Consider the following 14,908-nt stretch of genomic DNA (forward strand, 5'->3'; position numbering starts at 1 on the left):
CGGAAATGGCAAAAGGTAAATTTGAGCGGACGAAGCCGCACGTAAACGTAGGAACGATTGGACACGTTGACCACGGCAAGACCACACTGACAGCTGCGATCACCACCGTATTGACCAAGAAATTTGGTGGCGAAGCCAAAGACTACTCCCAGATCGACAACGCGCCGGAAGAAAAGGCTCGCGGCATCACCATCAACACCTCCCACGTAGAATACGAAACAGAGACTCGTCACTACGCTCACGTTGACTGCCCAGGCCACGCCGACTACGTCAAGAACATGATTACCGGCGCAGCCCAAATGGACGGCGCCATCCTCGTCGTCTCCGCTGCTGACGGCCCAATGCCACAAACCCGCGAACACATCCTGCTCGCCCGTCAAGTTGGCGTACCCTACATCATCGTCTTCCTGAACAAGGCCGACATGGTCGACGACGCAGAACTGCTCGAACTCGTTGAAATGGAAGTGCGCGAACTCCTCTCCAAGTACGAATTCCCTGGAGACGACACCCCTATCGTCAAGGGCTCCGCCAAGCTCGCCCTCGAAGGCGACCAATCCGACATCGGCGAACCTGCCATCTTCCGTCTGGCAGAAGCCCTGGACAGCTACATCCCGACACCGGAACGTGCAGTTGACGGCACCTTCCTCATGCCAGTAGAAGACGTATTCTCCATCTCCGGTCGTGGTACCGTCGTGACCGGCCGTGTAGAACGTGGCATCGTCAAGGTCGGCGACGAAATCGAAATCGTCGGCCTCAAGCCAACCCTCAAGACCACCTGTACCGGTGTCGAAATGTTCCGCAAACTGCTCGACCAAGGTCAAGCGGGCGACAACGTCGGCGTACTGCTGCGTGGTACCAAGCGTGAAGAAGTCGAGCGCGGCCAAGTGCTCTCCAAGGTAGGCTCCATCAAACCGCACACCAAATTCACTGCCGAAATCTACGTACTGGGCAAGGACGAAGGCGGCCGCCATACCCCATTCTTCAACGGCTACCGTCCACAATTCTACTTCCGCACCACCGACGTGACCGGCGCAGTAGAACTGCCAGCGGGTACCGAAATGGTCATGCCGGGCGACAACGTCTCCATCACCGTCTCCCTGATCGCGCCGATCGCGATGGAAGAAGGTCTGCGCTTCGCGATTCGTGAAGGCGGCCGTACCGTCGGTGCGGGTGTTGTGGCTAAGATCGTAGAGTAAGTCATTCTGGTTGGGCCGCAAGCATTTGATGCCTGCGGCCTTTTCGCTCTTTAGAAATATCGCTCTTTAAGGAAATAACATGGCAGCTCAAAAAATCCGTATCCGCCTCAAGGCGTTTGATTATCGTCTGATTGATCAGTCCGCACTTGAGATCGTTGAAACGGCCAAGCGTACTGGCGCAGTAGTCAAGGGTCCTGTGCCTTTGCCGACTCGTATTGAGCGTTTTGATATTCTGCGTTCTCCTCACGTCAATAAGACATCTCGCGATCAGTTCGAAATCCGTACTCATCAGCGCTTGATGGACATTGTTGATCCTACTGACAAGACAGTGGATGCATTGATGAAGCTGGATCTTCCAGCGGGTGTTGATGTGGAAATTAAGCTGTAACTTGTGTTTTTGAAGTGGGTCGGATATAATCCGACCCTTTCGCGTACCCGGGTCGGTCAATTGTAATCGGCCTTTTTAATTATTATAAGGAATCGATCATGAGCTTAGGGCTTATTGGTCGCAAGGTGGGCATGACCCGCATTTTTACCGATGAAGGCGAAAGCGTTCCGGTAACAGTGCTGGAAGTCGTACCTAACCGTGTGACACAGATCAAGACTGCTGCGAGCGACGGCTATACCAGCCTCCAAGTTGCTTACGGTGAGCGTCGTGCCAGCCGCATCGGTAAGGCATTGACCGGTCATTATGCCAAGGCCGGCGTTTCTGCTGGTGCTGGTATCAAGGAATTCCCTGTTTCTGATGACGTATTGGCTAACTACAATGTAGGCGGTCAGATCACTGTCGAGCTGTTCCAGGCTGGCCAGTTGGTTGATGTTACCGGCACTTCCCTTGGTAAGGGTTTTGCGGGTGCTATCAAGCGTCACAATTTTAGTTCCAATCGTGCTTCCCATGGTAACTCCAGGTCCCATAATGTGCCCGGCTCTATCGGTATGGCGCAGGATCCTGGCCGTGTTTTCCCTGGTAAGCGCATGCCTGGTCACCTGGGCGCTGTAAAGACCACCGTACAGAATCTTGAGATTGTGCGTGTGGATGCTGAGCGTAACCTGTTGTTGATCAAGGGTGCGGTTCCTGGCTCTAAAGGCGGCGATGTTGTCGTGCGCCCTAGTGTGAAGGTGAAGGCATAATGGAAATCAAGTTAATCGATAAGAATGGCAAGCCGGCTAAGGCTGGTTTGGCCGTTTCTGAAACGACCTTTGGTCGTGAATTCAATGAGGCGTTGGTGCACCAGGTTGTCGTTGCCTATCAGGCAAATGCACGTACTGCGACTCGCGCCCAATTGACTCGTGCGGAAGTTAGCCATACTACCAAGAAGCCGTGGAATCAGAAGGGAACCGGCCGTGCTCGTTCCGGTATGAGCTCCAGCACTATCTGGCGTGGAGGTGGTCGTGCATTCCCCAACACTCCTGACGAAAATTTCAGCCACAAGATCAACCGCAAGGCCTATCGTGCCGGTGTGCGTTCCATCTTGTCCGAGCTGGTGCGTCAAGATCGCCTGAGTGCGGTTGAGGAGTTTGCGGTCGATACGCCAAAGACCAAGCAATTGGTTGAGAAGATCAAGGGTCTTGGCTACAACGAAGGCTTGCTGGTGTTGGTGGACAAGTTTGATGAGAACTTGTATTTGTCCGCTCGCAACCTGCCGCACGTTCTGGTGCTCGAGGCGCAATATGTTGATCCTGTGAGCTTGGTACGCTTCCCACAAGTCCTGGCTACTACAGGTGCTGTTAAGAAGCTTGAGGAGATCCTGGCATGAGCGCATTGAGTACTCAAGAACGTTTGCTGCAAGTCATTCTTGCACCGCAAATCACAGAAAAGGCTACCCGTGTTGCTGACAAGCATCAGCAAATCGCTTTCCGCGTGCGTACTGATGCAACCAAGCCAGAAATCAAGGCTGCGGTTGAATTGGTGTTCAAGGTGGAGGTTGATGCCGTGACGGTTGTCAACGTGGGTGGCAAGGTAAAGCGTGCTGGTCGTACATTCGGCCGCCGCAAGGACTGGAAAAAGGCTTATGTTAGCCTGAAGCCAGGTCAGGAAATTAACTTCGCAGCGGGCGAATAGGAGAAATCATGGCACTGATTAAAGTCAAGCCTACTTCCCCAGGCCGGCGCGCCGTAGTCAAGGTGGTGACACCTGAGCTGCACAAGGGTAAGCCCTATGCGCCGCTGCTGGAGAAGCAGAGCAAGAAAGCTGGTCGCAACAACAACGGTCATATCACGACGCGCCATCAAGGTGGCGGTCACAAGCAGCATTACCGTATTGTTGACTTCCGTCGTAACAAGGATGGTATTCCCGCCAAGGTCGAGCGTCTGGAATATGATCCAAACCGTAGTGCTCACTTGGCGCTGCTGGTATATGCGGATGGCGAGCGCCGCTACATCATTGCTCCTCGCGGTGTTTCCGCTGGTGCGCAATTGGTGAGTGGTTCTGATGCGCCTATTCGTGCAGGTAATGCATTGCCTTTGCGCAATATTCCTGTTGGTAGCACGATCCATTGCATTGAGTTGCAGCCTGGCAAGGGTGCGCAAGTTGCGCGTTCTGCCGGCACTTCCGTGCAGTTGCTGGCGCGTGAGGGCAGCTACGCTCAATTGCGTCTGCGCTCCGGCGAAGTTCGTCGCGTTCACGTTGACTGCAAGGCGACCATCGGCGAAGTAGGCAATGAAGAGCATTCACTGCGTTCTATCGGTAAGGCTGGTGCTGTGCGCTGGCGTGGTGTTCGTCCTACCGTTCGCGGTGTGGTCATGAACCCTGTCGATCACCCGCACGGTGGTGGTGAAGGTAAGACTGCTGCTGGTATGAATCCTGTCAGCCCATGGGGTCTGCCAACCAAGGGTTATCGTACACGTAGCAACAAGCGTACGGATAACATGCGCGTCAGCCGTCGTCCTGCGAATAAGAGGTAATCAATATGGCACGTTCAATTAAGAAAGGGCCATTTGTTGATGGCCATCTGGCTAAGAAAGTAGAGGCTGCTGCAGCCACACGCGACAGGAAGCCAATCAAGACTTGGTCCCGTCGTTCTACCATCCTGCCTGATTTCATTGGTTTGACCATTGCGGTTCACAACGGCAGGCAGCATGTGCCGGTGTTGATTTCTGAAAACATGGTAGGTCACAAGCTCGGCGAATTTGCGCTGACCCGTACGTTTAAGGGTCATGCTGCCGACAAGAAGGCCAAGAGGTAGGAGAAGACGATGGAAGTATCTGCAGTATTAAGAGGTGTTCATCTGTCCCCACAAAAGGCTCGCTTGGTTGCTGACTTGGTCCGCGGCAAGAAAGTTGACAATGCACTCAATATCCTGAATTTCACGCCTAAGAAAGGTGCTGAAATCATCAAGAAGGTGGTTGAGTCTGCCATTGCCAATGCAGAGCACAATGAAGGCGCAGATATCGATGAGTTGAGGGTGACTTCGATTTATGTCGACAAGGGTCTGGTATTGAAGCGTATTCGTGCTCGTGCCAAGGGTCGCGCTGGACGGATTATCAAACCAACTTGTCACATTACTGTGACCGTTGGTAACTAAAGGAATCGTTATGGGTCAGAAAATTCATCCGTTTGGTTTCCGTCTGAGCGTCCAGAAGAACTGGTCTTCTCGTTGGTATTCCAATAGTAATAATTTCCCTGCGATGCTGAACAGTGACATCAAGGTGCGCGAATTTCTGAAGAAGAAGCTCGCTCATGCTGCTGTAAGCAAGATCGTGATCGAGCGTCCTGCCAAGAACGCCAAGATCACCATCTACAGCGCACGTCCTGGCATCGTGATCGGCAAGAAGGGCGAGGACATCGAGTCCTTGCGTTCCGGCCTGCAAGGCTTGATGGGTGTTCCTGTTCACTTGAACATCGAAGAAGTCCGCAAGCCTGAAATTGATGCGACCCTGATTGCTGAAAGCATTGCGCAGCAGCTTGAAAAGCGCGTGATGTTCCGTCGCGCCATGAAGCGTGCGATGCAGAACGCGATGCGCCTGGGTGCCCAAGGCATCAAGATTATGAGTTCGGGGCGTTTGAATGGTATCGAAATTGCACGTACCGAATGGTACCGTGAAGGCCGTGTGCCTTTGCATACATTGCGTGCGGATATCGATTACGGTGTGGCAGAAGCGAAGACTACCTACGGTATCATTGGTATCAAGGTATGGGTATTCAAGGGCGAAGTGTTCGGCAATAAGGCTGAACAGGTAGCCGCACCTGCTGAGCCAGAAAAGAAAGTAAGAAAGTCGGGGGCAAAAAATGCTGCAACCAGCTAGACAGAAATTCCGTAAGATGCAGAAGGGCCGTAACAAGGGCATCGCAACTACCGGTAACAAGGTAAGCTTTGGCGAGTTCGGTCTGAAGGCAATTGGTCGTGGTCGTCTGACCGCACGCCAGATTGAAGCGGCTCGTCGTGTGATGACCCGTCATATCAAGCGTGGCGGCCGTGTATGGATCCGCGTCTTCCCAGATCAGCCGATTTCCAAGAAACCTGCTGAAGTGCGTATGGGTAACGGTAAGGGTAGTACCGAGTACTACATTGCCCAGATCCAGCCTGGAAAGATGTTGTACGAAATGGACGGTGTCAGTGAAGAGCTGGCACGTGAAGCGTTCCGTCTGGCTGCTGCGAAGCTGCCAATCGAGACTACCTTCATTACACGTCATATTGGGAGCTAGTCATGAAAGCGTCCGAATTGAGAAACAAGACTGTTGAAGAGTTGAACAATGAGCTGATCGAATTGCGCCGTGCGCAATTCTCCTTGCGCATGCAGCTTGCCACTCAGCAGTTGAACAAAGTTGACCAAGTAGGCAAAGTGCGCCGTGATATCGCTCGCGTTCGTTCTGTGCTTGCTGAAAAAGCCAAAGCGGCTAATGCAAGTCAAGCTTAAGCGGAGTCATTATGAGCGAAAATCAAACTGAAAAACTAGTTCGCACTTTGAGTGGCCGTGTAGTAAGCGACAAGATGGACAAGACAGTGACTGTCCTGGTCGAGCGTAAGGTGAAACATCCTTTGATCGGCAAGGTGGTGCGTCGTTCCAACAAGTTCCATGCTCACGACGAAAACAATGAGTGCAAAGAAGGCGACCTGGTCGTGATCGAGGAAAGCCGTCCGCTTTCCAAGACCAAGACCTGGCGCGTAAGCAAGATCGTAGAAAAAGCACGTATTGTGTAATTAAAATTTGCCCTTCCACTTGCAATTGCTTGGAAGGGCAACATATAATGTCGGACCTTTTGGCGCCCAACAAGCTGGCGCCCCAATACTGACCGTGGTGCTGTCAGCCGTTTTTGACAAGCGGCTGGTGTTGGTTTAACGGATTAAGTTGGAGATTATTCTCATGATTCAAATGCAGTCTCGGCTGGATGTTGCCGATAACACCGGTGCACGCTCTGTTATGTGCATCAAGGTGTTGGGTGGTTCTAAGCGTCGTTATGCAGGCATTGGTGACATCATCAAGGTCAGCGTGAAGGATGCTGCTCCACGTGGTCGCGTCAAAAAAGGCGAGGTTTATAGCGCGGTTGTTGTTCGTACCGCTAAGGGTGTTCGTCGTCCAGACGGCTCCTTGGTCAAGTTCGATAGCAACGCTGCAGTATTATTGAACAACAAGCTGGAACCGATTGGCACCCGTATTTTCGGGCCGGTGACACGTGAGCTGCGTGGCGAGCGTTTCATGAAGATCGTTTCTCTGGCACCCGAAGTTCTATAAGGAGTTGCTGGATGAGTAAGATTCGCAAGGGTGATGAAGTCATCCTGAATACAGGTAAAGACAAAGGCAAGCGCGGCACAGTGCTGCGCGTGTTGGCGACAGGCCAGGTTCTGGTCGAAGGCATCAATGTCGTCAAGAAGCATGCCAAGCCCAACCCCATGCGTGGTGTGGCTGGCGGCATTATTAGCAAGGAGATGCCGGTCGACGTCTCTAATGTTGCTTTATTCAATCGTGCCACCCAGAAGGGTGATCGCGTTGGCTTCAAGACATTGGATGATGGCCGCAAGGTTCGCGTATTCAAGTCCAGTGGCGAAGTTGTGGACGCATAAGGGTAGATCATGGCTCGTTTAAAAGATTTTTATAAGGACACCGTGGTTAAGCAGCTGGTTGAGCAGTTTAACTACAAGTCTGTAATGGAAGTGCCTCGTATTGAAAAGATCACCCTGAACATGGGTGTCGGCGAGGCTGTTGCTGACAAGAAAGTCATGGAAAACGCCGTGGCCGACTTGGAAAAGATCGCAGGTCAAAAGGTTGTAGTGACCAAGGCCAAGAAGTCCATCGCTGGCTTCAAGATCCGTGATGGCTACCCTGTAGGTTGCAAGGTGACGCTGCGTCGTGAGCATATGTACGAATTCCTGGATCGTCTGATCACAGTGGCTATTCCTCGTATCCGTGACTTCCGTGGTATTTCCCCTAAATCCTTCGATGGTCGTGGCAATTACAATCTGGGTGTGCGTGAGCAGATCATTTTCCCGGAAATCGAATACGACAAGATCGATGCATTGCGCGGGTTGAATATCACCATCACTACCACTGCAAAGACTGATGAAGAGGCGCGTGCGCTCCTCTCCGCATTCAGCTTCCCATTTAGGAACTAATCATGGCAAAAACCTGCATGATCGAGCGCGAGCAAAAGCGTCGCGACACAGTGAAAAAATATGCAGCCAAGCGTGCTGAATTGGTTGCGGTCATCAATGATGCCAATGCATCTCCTGAAGACCGTCGTGCCGCACGCAACAAGTTGCAAAGTCTGCCACGTAATTCCAGCCCTGTCCGCCAGCGTAACCGTTGCGCGTTGACTGGCCGTCCACGTGGTGTGTTTAGTAAATTCGGCATTGCGCGTAGCAAGTTGCGCGAGTTGATGATGCGTGGCGAAGTGCCAGGCGTCACCAAGGCTAGCTGGTAACGGAGGAATTTAGTATGAGTATGAGTGATCCGATTGCCGATATGCTGACGCGTATCCGTAATGCGCAAAGCACTAACAAGGTCTCTGTTTCCATGCCGTCATCCAAGCTCAAGCGTGCTATCGCAGCCGTGCTGAAGGATGAAGGTTATATTGATGATTTCGCTGTGCAGGATGCCGATGGCAAGCCGCAGCTGAACATCAGCTTGAAGTACTATGCTGGCCGTCCAGTGATTGAGAAGATTGAGCGCGTAAGCCGTCCAGGCCTGCGCATCTATCGCGGCAATCAGGAGATTCCAGTGGTAATGAATGGGTTGGGTGTGACGATTGTTTCCACATCCAAGGGTGTAATGACTGATCGTAAAGCACGTGACGCCGGTATCGGTGGCGAAGTGCTGTGCGTAGTGGCTTAAGGAGAAATCAATGTCTCGTGTAGCTAAAAATCCAGTCGCTATCCCCGCCAAGGTTGAAGTGGTATTGAGCGCCGGCAACATTGCAGTCAGCGGCCCGCTCGGCAAATTGTCCCTCCCATTGAGTGGCGATGTTGCTATCGAGCGTGATGGCGACAATCTGACGTTTGCTGTTGCCCGTGAGTCGCAACATGCACGTGCCATGTCCGGTACTTTGCGTGCCTTGGTGTTCAATATGGTAACAGGTGTTTCTCAGGGTTTTACCCGCAAGCTCACTCTTGTTGGTGTGGGTTACAAGGCGCAGGCGCAGGGCACTAACCTGAACCTGGACCTGGGTTTTTCCCATCCAGTGAACCACAAGATGCCTGAAGGCGTCACCGTGCAAACACCGTCTCCTACCGAGATTGTGCTGACCGGTGCCGACAAGCAGGTGGTTGGTCAGGTTGCCGCGCAGATTCGTGCGTACCGCGCTCCAGAGCCTTATAAGGGCAAGGGTGTTCGCTATGCCGATGAAGTGGTGATTATCAAAGAAACCAAGAAGAAGTAAGGTGTAGCTATGAGTAATGTGAATTCACGTCAGCGTCGTGCACGTAAAACCCGTGCCAAGATCGCCGAGTTGAAAGCTATCCGCCTGAGTGTGCATCGTAGCAACAGCCACATCTATGCTCAGATTATTGCCGAAACTGGTGACAAGGTGCTTGCTAGTGCTTCCACCCTTGAGGTCGAAGTTCGCAACGACATCAAGAACGGTGGCAATATCGCCGCTGCCGCAGTGGTCGGTAAGCGTATCGCGGAAAAGGCCAAGGCTGCAGGGATCACCACTGTTGCATTTGACCGTTCCGGCTACAAGTACCATGGCCGTATCAAGGCGTTGGCTGATGCCGCGCGTGAAAACGGCTTGTCCTTCTAAAGACTGAGGTTGATGATGGCAAAAGTTGAAATTGAACAGCAGCAAACCGATGGTTTGCGCGAGAAAATGATCGGCGTCAACCGCGTCACCAAAGTGGTGAAGGGTGGCCGGATCATGAGTTTCGCCGCACTGTCCGTAGTAGGTGACGGTGATGGTGGCGTAGGTATGGGCAAGGGCAAGGCGCGTGAAGTGCCGGTTGCCGTGCAAAAGGCGATGGACGAAGCTCGTCGCAGCATGATCAAGGTAAGCCTGAACAATGGCACCCTGTATCACGCTGTTACCGGTGTTCATGGTGCTGCCAAGGTGTTCATTCAGCCTGCTTCCGAAGGTACCGGTATTATTGCCGGCGGTGCAATGCGCGCCATCTTCGAAGTGATGGGCGTGACCAACGTATTGGCGAAATGTATTGGTTCCACCAATCCATACAACGTCGTACGCGCCACCCTGAACGGCTTGAAGTCCATGAATACTCCTGCTGAGATTGCTGCAAAGCGCGGCAAGAGCGTAGAAGAAATCAGAGGTTAATCATCATGGCTAAGGCAAAGAAAGCAAATGATTTGATCAAGGTTACTTTGGTCAAGAGCACCATCGGTAGAATCAAGTCTCATCGCGCGAGCGTCGCCGGCCTGGGCCTGCGTCGCCTGAATCAGACCGTTGAAGTGCAGGATACTCCTGCCAATCGCGGCATGATCAATGCGGTGAGCTATCTGTTAAAGGTAGAAGCATAATGAAGCTGAATACTATCAAGCCTGCTGAAGGCGCTAAGCACGCCAAGCGTCGTGTTGGTCGTGGTATTGGTTCCGGCCTGGGCAAGACTGGTGGCCGCGGCCACAAGGGTCAGAAGTCCCGTGCCGGTGGTTTCCACAAGGTGGGTTTCGAAGGCGGTCAAATGCCTTTGCAACGTCGTCTGCCTAAGCGTGGTTTCAATTCCTTGACCAAGGCTGATACTGCCAATGTACGCACCGCAGATCTGGTCCGCATCGAAGCTGACGTGATTGACCTGTTGGCATTGAAGCAAGCCAATGTGATCCCTGGCAGCGCTCGCGCTGTGAAGGTATATCTCTCTGGCGATGTGACCCGTGCTGTGACAGTTCAAGGCCTGGCGCTGAGCAAGGGTGCTCGTGCTGCGGTTGAAGCAGCTGGCGGCAAGATTGTAGAGTAATCAATTCGTGGCTAACGATAGTATTTTCGGTGCGGTAGGAAAAGTAAGCGAGTTGAAAAACCGCTTGCTTTTCGTATTGGGTGCCTTGATCGTTTTCCGTCTTGGTGCGCACATTCCGGTTCCCGGTATCGACCCGGATGTGCTGGCCCGACTGTTCGAGTCGCAGAGCGGCGGTATCCTCGGCATGTTCAATATGTTCTCGGGCGGTGCCCTGGAGCGTTTTACGATTTTTGCCTTGGGTATCATGCCGTATATCTCGGCCTCCATCATCATGCAGCTCCTGACCGTGGTTTCCCCGCGCATGGAGCAGTTGAAGAAGGAAGGCGAGAGCGGTCGCCGCACTATCACCAAGTACACGCGCTATGGCACGGTATTCTTGGCTACATTCCAGGCATTGGGCATTGCCATCGCATTGGAAGGACAGGCCGGCCTGGTGCTGGATCCAGGTTTCATGTTCCGCTTCACCACGGTGATTACCTTGGTCGGCGGTACCATGTTCTTGATGTGGCTGGGTGAGCAGATTACCGAGCGCGGTATTGGTAATGGTATTTCCATCATCATTTTCGCCGGTATCGTCGCAGGCTTGCCACATGCGATTGGCGGTACTCTGGAGTTGGCACGCACAGGTGCGTTCTCGATTCCGTTGGTACTGTTCCTGTTTGTCGCTGCCGTACTTGTGACCGCGTTCGTGGTGTTTGTCGAACGCGGCCAGCGCAAGATTACAGTGAACTACGCGAAGCGCCAGGTTGGTCGCAAGGTGTTCGGTGGCCAAACTAGCCACTTGCCATTGAAGCTCAACATGGCTGGTGTGATTCCGCCGATTTTTGCTTCAAGCATTATCTTGTTCCCGGCCACGATGGCTGGGTGGTTCGGTAGCCACGAAAGCATGTCTTGGCTGAAGGATATTGGTTCAACCCTTTCCCCAGGCCAGCCGCTGTATATTATTTTCTTTGCTACGGCAATTATATTCTTCTGTTTCTTTTATACCGCGTTGGTATTCAACCCAAAAGAAACAGCGGACAACTTGAAGAAGAGTGGTGCATTTGTTCCAGGGATCCGTCCTGGTGAGCAGACTGCGCGATATATCGATCGCATCATGGGTCGTCTGACCCTGGCTGGTGCTCTCTATATCACTGCGGTATGTTTGCTGCCTGAGTTCTTGATCCTGAAGTTCAATGTGCCGTTCTATTTCGGTGGTACTTCTTTGTTGATTATCGTGGTGGTCACCATGGATTTTATGGCACAAGTGCAATCCCACTTGATGTCGCATCAATATGAAGGCTTGCTGAAAAAAGCTAACTTTAAGGGTGGGGCGGGTCTCCCGCGTTAATTGGCGGTATGGCAAAAGAAGATCGTATTGAAATGCAAGGCGAGGTTCTCGAGAACCTCCCGAATGCAACGTTTAGGGTCAAACTGGAAAATGGCCATGTCGTGCTGGGCTATATTTCAGGCAAGATGCGCATGCACTATATTCGTATCCTGCCCGGTGACAAGGTCACCGTGGAAATGACTCCTTATGATTTATCGCGTGCGCGGATTATTTTCCGCGCCAAGTAAGATTTTTGCGAAGAGGTGAGAGATGAGAGTTCGTGCATCAGTGAAGACATTGTGCCGTAATTGCAAGGTGGTTCGCCGCCGTGGTGTTGTGCGTATTATTTGCACTGACCCACGTCACAAGCAACGCCAAGGTTAATCCGGTAACGTGGTTTTAAATGGGGCTGGTTTTTAATCTATTTGTTAAAACCCGGTCAAGCTGTTAAAATTTTGGGCTTTTTTGGCGATTTGATTAAACGATGCGCCATTATTTTGGAGTAGCTACATGGCTCGTATAGCAGGGGTAAACATCCCAAATCATAAACATACTGAAATCGCATTGACTTCGATTTACGGTGTGGGCCGTACTACGGCAAAACAAATTTGTCTGGCTGCAGGCGTAGACGCGACAGCGAAGATCAAGGATTTGAACGACGCTGAAGTTGAAAAGCTGCGTGATGAAGTCGCCAAGCTGCAAGTGGAAGGCGACCTGCGCCGCGAAGTGACGATGAACATCAAGCGTCTGATGGATCTTGGCTGCTATCGCGGCATCCGTCACCGTCGTGGTTTGCCGGTTCGTGGTCAACGTACTAAGACCAATGCGCGCACTCGCAAGGGTCCAATCAAGCCTATCAAGGCATCCAAGTAAGGAATAGCAAATAATGGCTAAAGCTAACGTACGCGTACGCAAGAAAGTCAAAAAGAATATTGCCGAGGGCATCGCTCACGTGCATGCTTCTTTCAACAATACCATCATCACAATCACTGACCGCCAAGGTAATGCCTTGTCTTGGGCAACTTCCGGCGGCGCAGGCTTCAAGGGTTCCCGTAAGAGTACGCCTTTTGCTGCCCAGGTGGCTGCTGAAGCTGCCGGCAAGGCTGCTCAGGAGTGCGGTGTCAAGAATCTGGAAGTGCGCATCAAGGGCCCGGGCCCAGGTCGCGAATCCGCTGTGCGCGCATTGAATGCCGTTGGTTTCAAGATCACCAGCATCTCCGACGTGACCCCCGTGCCACACAACGGTTGCCGTCCACCGAAGAAGCGTCGTATCTAAGCTGGATATCAGGTTGCAGCCACGATAACTGGGTTGTCGTGGTTGATTTATTTAAAGAAATCGAGGACCGTAAGGATAGCTATGCAAAACAGTCCGACTGAATATTTAAAGCCACGCGTCGTTGACGTTGACGTGATTTCGCCCGTGCGTGCACGTGTGACACTGGAGCCAATGGAGCGTGGTTTTGGTTATACGCTGGGTAACGCCCTGCGTCGAGTATTGCTGTCTTCCATTCCTGGCTTCGCTATTACCGAAGTCAAGATTGATGGCGTGGTGCATGAATACTCCACGCTGGATGGTGTGCAGGAAGACGTGGTAGATATCCTGCTGAACCTCAAGGGTGTTGCACTCAAGCTGAACAGCAAGAGCGAAACTACTTTGACATTGAACAAGAGTGTCGAAGGTGTGGTAACTGCCGGTGATTTCGAGACTGGCCATGATGCTGAAATTGCTAATCCTGATCATGTGATTGCTCACCTGACCAAGGGCGGCAAGCTCAACCTTGAAGTCAAGGTCGAGATGGGCCGTGGCTATCAGCCTGTTCCGCAGCGCCAGAAGAGCGAAGATGAAGACCGTGTATTGGGTTTCATCCAGGTGGATGCTTCTTTCAGCCCGATCAGCAAGGTAAGCTACCAAGTCGAAAGCGCACGCGTTGAGCAGCGTACTGACCTGGACAAGCTGATCATGGATGTCGAGACCAACGGCGTGGTTGAGCCTGAACAGGCTATCCGTGACGCTGCACGCATCCTGATGGGTCAGCTTTCCGTATTCGCTGATCTTGAAGGCGCTCCTTCTGAGATCGAAGTGAAGCAAGCGCCTCAGGTAGATCCTATCCTGCTGCGTCCGGTGGATGATCTGGAATTGACCGTGCGTTCTGCCAACTGCTTGAAGGCGGAAAATATTTATTACATTGGTGACCTGATTCAGCGTACTGAAAATGAGCTGTTGAAAGCACCAAATCTAGGCCGTAAATCTTTGAATGAGATTAAGGATGTACTGGCCTCCAAGGGCCTGACATTGGGCATGAAACTAGAAAACTGGCCACCTGCGGGCCTGGAAAAGGTGTGAGGGAATCACTATGCGTCATCGCAACAGCAATCGTAAACTAAACCGCACCAGTAGCCATCGTCAAGCTATGCTGCGTAACATGGCTAACTCTCTGCTTCGCCATGAAGTCATCAAGACGACCTTGCCGAAGGCAAAGGAACTGCGTCGTGTAGCAGAACCTTTGATCACCCTTGGCAAGGAAGCGACTCTGGCTAACCGCCGCCTGGCGTTCAGCCGTCTTCGCGACCGCGATATTGTCGGTAAGCTTTTCAACGAGTTGGGTCCTCGTTACCAAACTCGCAATGGCGGCTACCTGCGTATCTTGAAGTGCGGTTTCCGCGTAGGCGACAATGCGCCTATGGCATTGGTCGAATTGGTTGACCGCCCAGAACTGGCTACAGATGGTGAAGTTGTAGCAGCTGAATAAGCGCTCAGCCTTAGCCTGGAAAAAGCCGGTTCTTGAACCGGCTTTTTTATTATCAAGCCTTTGCCAAATACATTGTCATGGCAAATCTGTGGTTTGAACCGCGCAATCTGTCAAAGGGAAGTCATCATTGCAGTCTATAACTGATGATTTTCTTCATTTGCATTGCGTAGCATTGATAGAAAAATCTTTGGCTTATCCCAAGATACTTAAAGAAATAGTTTAGTATTTGCTGAAGTGGCATCAATGCTGAATATATAATTTCTTACTGCGACCAATGCCTGCCAGGCATTTCCCTCAACATATTGGCACAGGTTT

The 14,908-nt window shown here is 52.1% G+C and carries 29 protein-coding genes; all 29 read left to right on the forward strand.

Annotated features, from left to right (window positions below; genetic code table 11):
* The first annotated feature begins 5 nt into the window (after window positions 1–5).
* The 29 genes from tuf to rplQ all read left to right on the forward strand — a co-directional run bounded on the left by tuf (window position 6) and on the right by rplQ (window position 14,593).
* Complete coding sequence (tuf, locus tag ACJSDX_RS10055; protein WP_407994567.1) at window positions 6–1,196, forward strand: elongation factor Tu; 1,191 nt, start codon at window positions 6–8, stop codon at window positions 1,194–1,196.
* A gap of 79 nt (window positions 1,197–1,275) precedes the next feature.
* Window positions 1,276–1,584, forward strand: coding sequence for a 30S ribosomal protein S10 (gene rpsJ / locus ACJSDX_RS10060; protein ID WP_011478646.1), 309 nt, complete (start codon window positions 1,276–1,278; stop codon window positions 1,582–1,584).
* Window positions 1,585–1,682: 98 nt separating this feature from the next.
* A complete protein-coding gene (gene rplC / locus ACJSDX_RS10065) occupies window positions 1,683–2,327 on the forward strand; it encodes a 50S ribosomal protein L3 (protein ID WP_407994574.1) in 645 nt (214 codons plus the stop codon).
* Window positions 2,327–2,953, forward strand: coding sequence for a 50S ribosomal protein L4 (rplD, locus tag ACJSDX_RS10070; protein WP_309564192.1), 627 nt, complete (start codon window positions 2,327–2,329; stop codon window positions 2,951–2,953). The genes rplC and rplD overlap by 1 nt, the downstream gene beginning before the upstream one ends.
* Complete coding sequence (rplW, locus tag ACJSDX_RS10075) at window positions 2,950–3,258, forward strand: 50S ribosomal protein L23 (RefSeq protein ID WP_309564193.1); 309 nt, start codon at window positions 2,950–2,952, stop codon at window positions 3,256–3,258. The genes rplD and rplW overlap by 4 nt, the downstream gene beginning before the upstream one ends.
* 8 nt (window positions 3,259–3,266) lie before the next feature.
* The gene (gene rplB / locus ACJSDX_RS10080) at window positions 3,267–4,100 is read left to right on the forward strand and encodes a 50S ribosomal protein L2 (protein WP_407994575.1); all 834 of its coding nucleotides are present in this window, start codon (window positions 3,267–3,269) and stop codon (window positions 4,098–4,100) included.
* 5 nt (window positions 4,101–4,105) lie between these two features.
* Window positions 4,106–4,381, forward strand: a complete 276-nt coding sequence (gene rpsS / locus ACJSDX_RS10085; protein WP_407994576.1) for a 30S ribosomal protein S19 — start codon at window positions 4,106–4,108, stop codon at window positions 4,379–4,381.
* 9 nt (window positions 4,382–4,390) lie between these two features.
* Window positions 4,391–4,720 (forward strand): 50S ribosomal protein L22, encoded by a 330-nt coding sequence (gene rplV, locus ACJSDX_RS10090; RefSeq protein WP_230343045.1) that lies wholly within the window; start codon window positions 4,391–4,393, stop codon window positions 4,718–4,720.
* A 10-nt stretch (window positions 4,721–4,730) separates the two neighbouring features.
* Window positions 4,731–5,441 (forward strand): 30S ribosomal protein S3, encoded by a 711-nt coding sequence (gene rpsC / locus ACJSDX_RS10095; protein ID WP_407994577.1) that lies wholly within the window; start codon window positions 4,731–4,733, stop codon window positions 5,439–5,441.
* Window positions 5,425–5,841, forward strand: a complete 417-nt coding sequence (rplP, locus tag ACJSDX_RS10100; protein WP_011478654.1) for a 50S ribosomal protein L16 — start codon at window positions 5,425–5,427, stop codon at window positions 5,839–5,841. The genes rpsC and rplP overlap by 17 nt, the downstream gene beginning before the upstream one ends.
* Before the next feature lie 2 nt (window positions 5,842–5,843).
* On the forward strand, window positions 5,844–6,053 hold the full coding sequence (rpmC, locus tag ACJSDX_RS10105) for a 50S ribosomal protein L29 (RefSeq protein WP_011478655.1): 210 nt from the start codon (window positions 5,844–5,846) through the stop codon (window positions 6,051–6,053).
* A gap of 11 nt (window positions 6,054–6,064) precedes the next feature.
* Window positions 6,065–6,337: a 30S ribosomal protein S17 gene (gene rpsQ / locus ACJSDX_RS10110; RefSeq protein ID WP_025872351.1), complete on the forward strand. Its 273-nt coding sequence runs from the start codon at window positions 6,065–6,067 to the stop codon at window positions 6,335–6,337.
* 163 nt (window positions 6,338–6,500) lie between these two features.
* A complete protein-coding gene (rplN, locus tag ACJSDX_RS10115) occupies window positions 6,501–6,869 on the forward strand; it encodes a 50S ribosomal protein L14 (RefSeq protein ID WP_011478657.1) in 369 nt (122 codons plus the stop codon).
* Between the two features lie 11 nt (window positions 6,870–6,880).
* A complete protein-coding gene (rplX, locus tag ACJSDX_RS10120) occupies window positions 6,881–7,198 on the forward strand; it encodes a 50S ribosomal protein L24 (RefSeq protein WP_309564198.1) in 318 nt (105 codons plus the stop codon).
* Between the two features lie 9 nt (window positions 7,199–7,207).
* Window positions 7,208–7,747, forward strand: coding sequence for a 50S ribosomal protein L5 (gene rplE / locus ACJSDX_RS10125; RefSeq protein WP_309564199.1), 540 nt, complete (start codon window positions 7,208–7,210; stop codon window positions 7,745–7,747).
* Window positions 7,748–7,749: 2 nt separating this feature from the next.
* A complete protein-coding gene (rpsN, locus tag ACJSDX_RS10130) occupies window positions 7,750–8,055 on the forward strand; it encodes a 30S ribosomal protein S14 (protein WP_309564200.1) in 306 nt (101 codons plus the stop codon).
* 14 nt (window positions 8,056–8,069) lie between these two features.
* On the forward strand, window positions 8,070–8,465 hold the full coding sequence (gene rpsH, locus ACJSDX_RS10135) for a 30S ribosomal protein S8 (RefSeq protein WP_309564201.1): 396 nt from the start codon (window positions 8,070–8,072) through the stop codon (window positions 8,463–8,465).
* A gap of 10 nt (window positions 8,466–8,475) precedes the next feature.
* Window positions 8,476–9,009 (forward strand): 50S ribosomal protein L6, encoded by a 534-nt coding sequence (gene rplF, locus ACJSDX_RS10140; RefSeq protein ID WP_407994578.1) that lies wholly within the window; start codon window positions 8,476–8,478, stop codon window positions 9,007–9,009.
* Window positions 9,010–9,018: 9 nt separating this feature from the next.
* Window positions 9,019–9,372 (forward strand): 50S ribosomal protein L18, encoded by a 354-nt coding sequence (gene rplR, locus ACJSDX_RS10145; protein WP_309564203.1) that lies wholly within the window; start codon window positions 9,019–9,021, stop codon window positions 9,370–9,372.
* A 15-nt stretch (window positions 9,373–9,387) separates the two neighbouring features.
* Window positions 9,388–9,897, forward strand: coding sequence for a 30S ribosomal protein S5 (rpsE, locus tag ACJSDX_RS10150; protein ID WP_011478664.1), 510 nt, complete (start codon window positions 9,388–9,390; stop codon window positions 9,895–9,897).
* A 5-nt stretch (window positions 9,898–9,902) separates the two neighbouring features.
* On the forward strand, window positions 9,903–10,100 hold the full coding sequence (gene rpmD, locus ACJSDX_RS10155) for a 50S ribosomal protein L30 (protein ID WP_309564204.1): 198 nt from the start codon (window positions 9,903–9,905) through the stop codon (window positions 10,098–10,100).
* The gene (rplO, locus tag ACJSDX_RS10160) at window positions 10,100–10,534 is read left to right on the forward strand and encodes a 50S ribosomal protein L15 (RefSeq protein WP_309564205.1); all 435 of its coding nucleotides are present in this window, start codon (window positions 10,100–10,102) and stop codon (window positions 10,532–10,534) included. The genes rpmD and rplO overlap by 1 nt, the downstream gene beginning before the upstream one ends.
* A gap of 7 nt (window positions 10,535–10,541) precedes the next feature.
* Window positions 10,542–11,864 (forward strand): preprotein translocase subunit SecY, encoded by a 1,323-nt coding sequence (gene secY, locus ACJSDX_RS10165; protein ID WP_407994579.1) that lies wholly within the window; start codon window positions 10,542–10,544, stop codon window positions 11,862–11,864.
* 8 nt (window positions 11,865–11,872) lie between these two features.
* Window positions 11,873–12,091 carry a translation initiation factor IF-1 gene (infA, locus tag ACJSDX_RS10170; RefSeq protein WP_011478668.1) on the forward strand — a complete coding sequence of 73 codons (219 nt, stop codon included), beginning with the start codon at window positions 11,873–11,875 and terminating at the stop codon, window positions 12,089–12,091.
* A gap of 22 nt (window positions 12,092–12,113) precedes the next feature.
* Window positions 12,114–12,227, forward strand: coding sequence for a 50S ribosomal protein L36 (gene rpmJ / locus ACJSDX_RS10175; RefSeq protein ID WP_081620790.1), 114 nt, complete (start codon window positions 12,114–12,116; stop codon window positions 12,225–12,227).
* Between the two features lie 126 nt (window positions 12,228–12,353).
* Window positions 12,354–12,716 carry a 30S ribosomal protein S13 gene (gene rpsM, locus ACJSDX_RS10180; RefSeq protein ID WP_407994580.1) on the forward strand — a complete coding sequence of 121 codons (363 nt, stop codon included), beginning with the start codon at window positions 12,354–12,356 and terminating at the stop codon, window positions 12,714–12,716.
* A 13-nt stretch (window positions 12,717–12,729) separates the two neighbouring features.
* Window positions 12,730–13,119, forward strand: a complete 390-nt coding sequence (gene rpsK, locus ACJSDX_RS10185; RefSeq protein WP_011478671.1) for a 30S ribosomal protein S11 — start codon at window positions 12,730–12,732, stop codon at window positions 13,117–13,119.
* 81 nt (window positions 13,120–13,200) lie between these two features.
* Window positions 13,201–14,187, forward strand: coding sequence for a DNA-directed RNA polymerase subunit alpha (locus tag ACJSDX_RS10190; protein ID WP_309564207.1), 987 nt, complete (start codon window positions 13,201–13,203; stop codon window positions 14,185–14,187).
* A gap of 10 nt (window positions 14,188–14,197) precedes the next feature.
* Window positions 14,198–14,593, forward strand: coding sequence for a 50S ribosomal protein L17 (gene rplQ, locus ACJSDX_RS10195; protein ID WP_407994581.1), 396 nt, complete (start codon window positions 14,198–14,200; stop codon window positions 14,591–14,593).
* Window positions 14,594–14,908 lie beyond the last annotated feature (315 nt).

It is taken from the genome of Methylobacillus draconifructus (assembly GCF_045984355.1).
In the GTDB taxonomy this organism is placed as follows: Bacteria; Pseudomonadota; Gammaproteobacteria; order Burkholderiales; family Methylophilaceae; genus Methylobacillus; species Methylobacillus flagellatus_A.

Coding starts and splice junctions, on each gene's coding strand:
- rpsJ (WP_011478646.1), top strand. CDS start 1,276: ATGGCAGCTCAAAAAATCCGTATCCGCCTCAAGGCGTTTGATTATCGT.
- rplV (WP_230343045.1), top strand. CDS start 4,391: ATGGAAGTATCTGCAGTATTAAGAGGTGTTCATCTGTCCCCACAAAAG.
- rpsS (WP_407994576.1), top strand. CDS start 4,106: ATGGCACGTTCAATTAAGAAAGGGCCATTTGTTGATGGCCATCTGGCT.
- rplE (WP_309564199.1), top strand. CDS start 7,208: ATGGCTCGTTTAAAAGATTTTTATAAGGACACCGTGGTTAAGCAGCTG.
- rpsK (WP_011478671.1), top strand. CDS start 12,730: ATGGCTAAAGCTAACGTACGCGTACGCAAGAAAGTCAAAAAGAATATT.
- rplB (WP_407994575.1), top strand. CDS start 3,267: ATGGCACTGATTAAAGTCAAGCCTACTTCCCCAGGCCGGCGCGCCGTA.
- rpsC (WP_407994577.1), top strand. CDS start 4,731: ATGGGTCAGAAAATTCATCCGTTTGGTTTCCGTCTGAGCGTCCAGAAG.
- rpmJ (WP_081620790.1), top strand. CDS start 12,114: ATGAGAGTTCGTGCATCAGTGAAGACATTGTGCCGTAATTGCAAGGTG.
- rplC (WP_407994574.1), top strand. CDS start 1,683: ATGAGCTTAGGGCTTATTGGTCGCAAGGTGGGCATGACCCGCATTTTT.
- rpmD (WP_309564204.1), top strand. CDS start 9,903: ATGGCTAAGGCAAAGAAAGCAAATGATTTGATCAAGGTTACTTTGGTC.
- rplQ (WP_407994581.1), top strand. CDS start 14,198: ATGCGTCATCGCAACAGCAATCGTAAACTAAACCGCACCAGTAGCCAT.
- rpsE (WP_011478664.1), top strand. CDS start 9,388: ATGGCAAAAGTTGAAATTGAACAGCAGCAAACCGATGGTTTGCGCGAG.
- tuf (WP_407994567.1), top strand. CDS start 6: ATGGCAAAAGGTAAATTTGAGCGGACGAAGCCGCACGTAAACGTAGGA.
- rplO (WP_309564205.1), top strand. CDS start 10,100: ATGAAGCTGAATACTATCAAGCCTGCTGAAGGCGCTAAGCACGCCAAG.
- rplF (WP_407994578.1), top strand. CDS start 8,476: ATGTCTCGTGTAGCTAAAAATCCAGTCGCTATCCCCGCCAAGGTTGAA.
- rplP (WP_011478654.1), top strand. CDS start 5,425: ATGCTGCAACCAGCTAGACAGAAATTCCGTAAGATGCAGAAGGGCCGT.
- infA (WP_011478668.1), top strand. CDS start 11,873: ATGGCAAAAGAAGATCGTATTGAAATGCAAGGCGAGGTTCTCGAGAAC.
- ACJSDX_RS10190 (WP_309564207.1), top strand. CDS start 13,201: ATGCAAAACAGTCCGACTGAATATTTAAAGCCACGCGTCGTTGACGTT.
- rplN (WP_011478657.1), top strand. CDS start 6,501: ATGATTCAAATGCAGTCTCGGCTGGATGTTGCCGATAACACCGGTGCA.
- rpmC (WP_011478655.1), top strand. CDS start 5,844: ATGAAAGCGTCCGAATTGAGAAACAAGACTGTTGAAGAGTTGAACAAT.
- rplW (WP_309564193.1), top strand. CDS start 2,950: ATGAGCGCATTGAGTACTCAAGAACGTTTGCTGCAAGTCATTCTTGCA.
- rpsQ (WP_025872351.1), top strand. CDS start 6,065: ATGAGCGAAAATCAAACTGAAAAACTAGTTCGCACTTTGAGTGGCCGT.
- rpsH (WP_309564201.1), top strand. CDS start 8,070: ATGAGTATGAGTGATCCGATTGCCGATATGCTGACGCGTATCCGTAAT.
- rplX (WP_309564198.1), top strand. CDS start 6,881: ATGAGTAAGATTCGCAAGGGTGATGAAGTCATCCTGAATACAGGTAAA.
- rpsM (WP_407994580.1), top strand. CDS start 12,354: ATGGCTCGTATAGCAGGGGTAAACATCCCAAATCATAAACATACTGAA.
- rpsN (WP_309564200.1), top strand. CDS start 7,750: ATGGCAAAAACCTGCATGATCGAGCGCGAGCAAAAGCGTCGCGACACA.
- rplR (WP_309564203.1), top strand. CDS start 9,019: ATGAGTAATGTGAATTCACGTCAGCGTCGTGCACGTAAAACCCGTGCC.
- rplD (WP_309564192.1), top strand. CDS start 2,327: ATGGAAATCAAGTTAATCGATAAGAATGGCAAGCCGGCTAAGGCTGGT.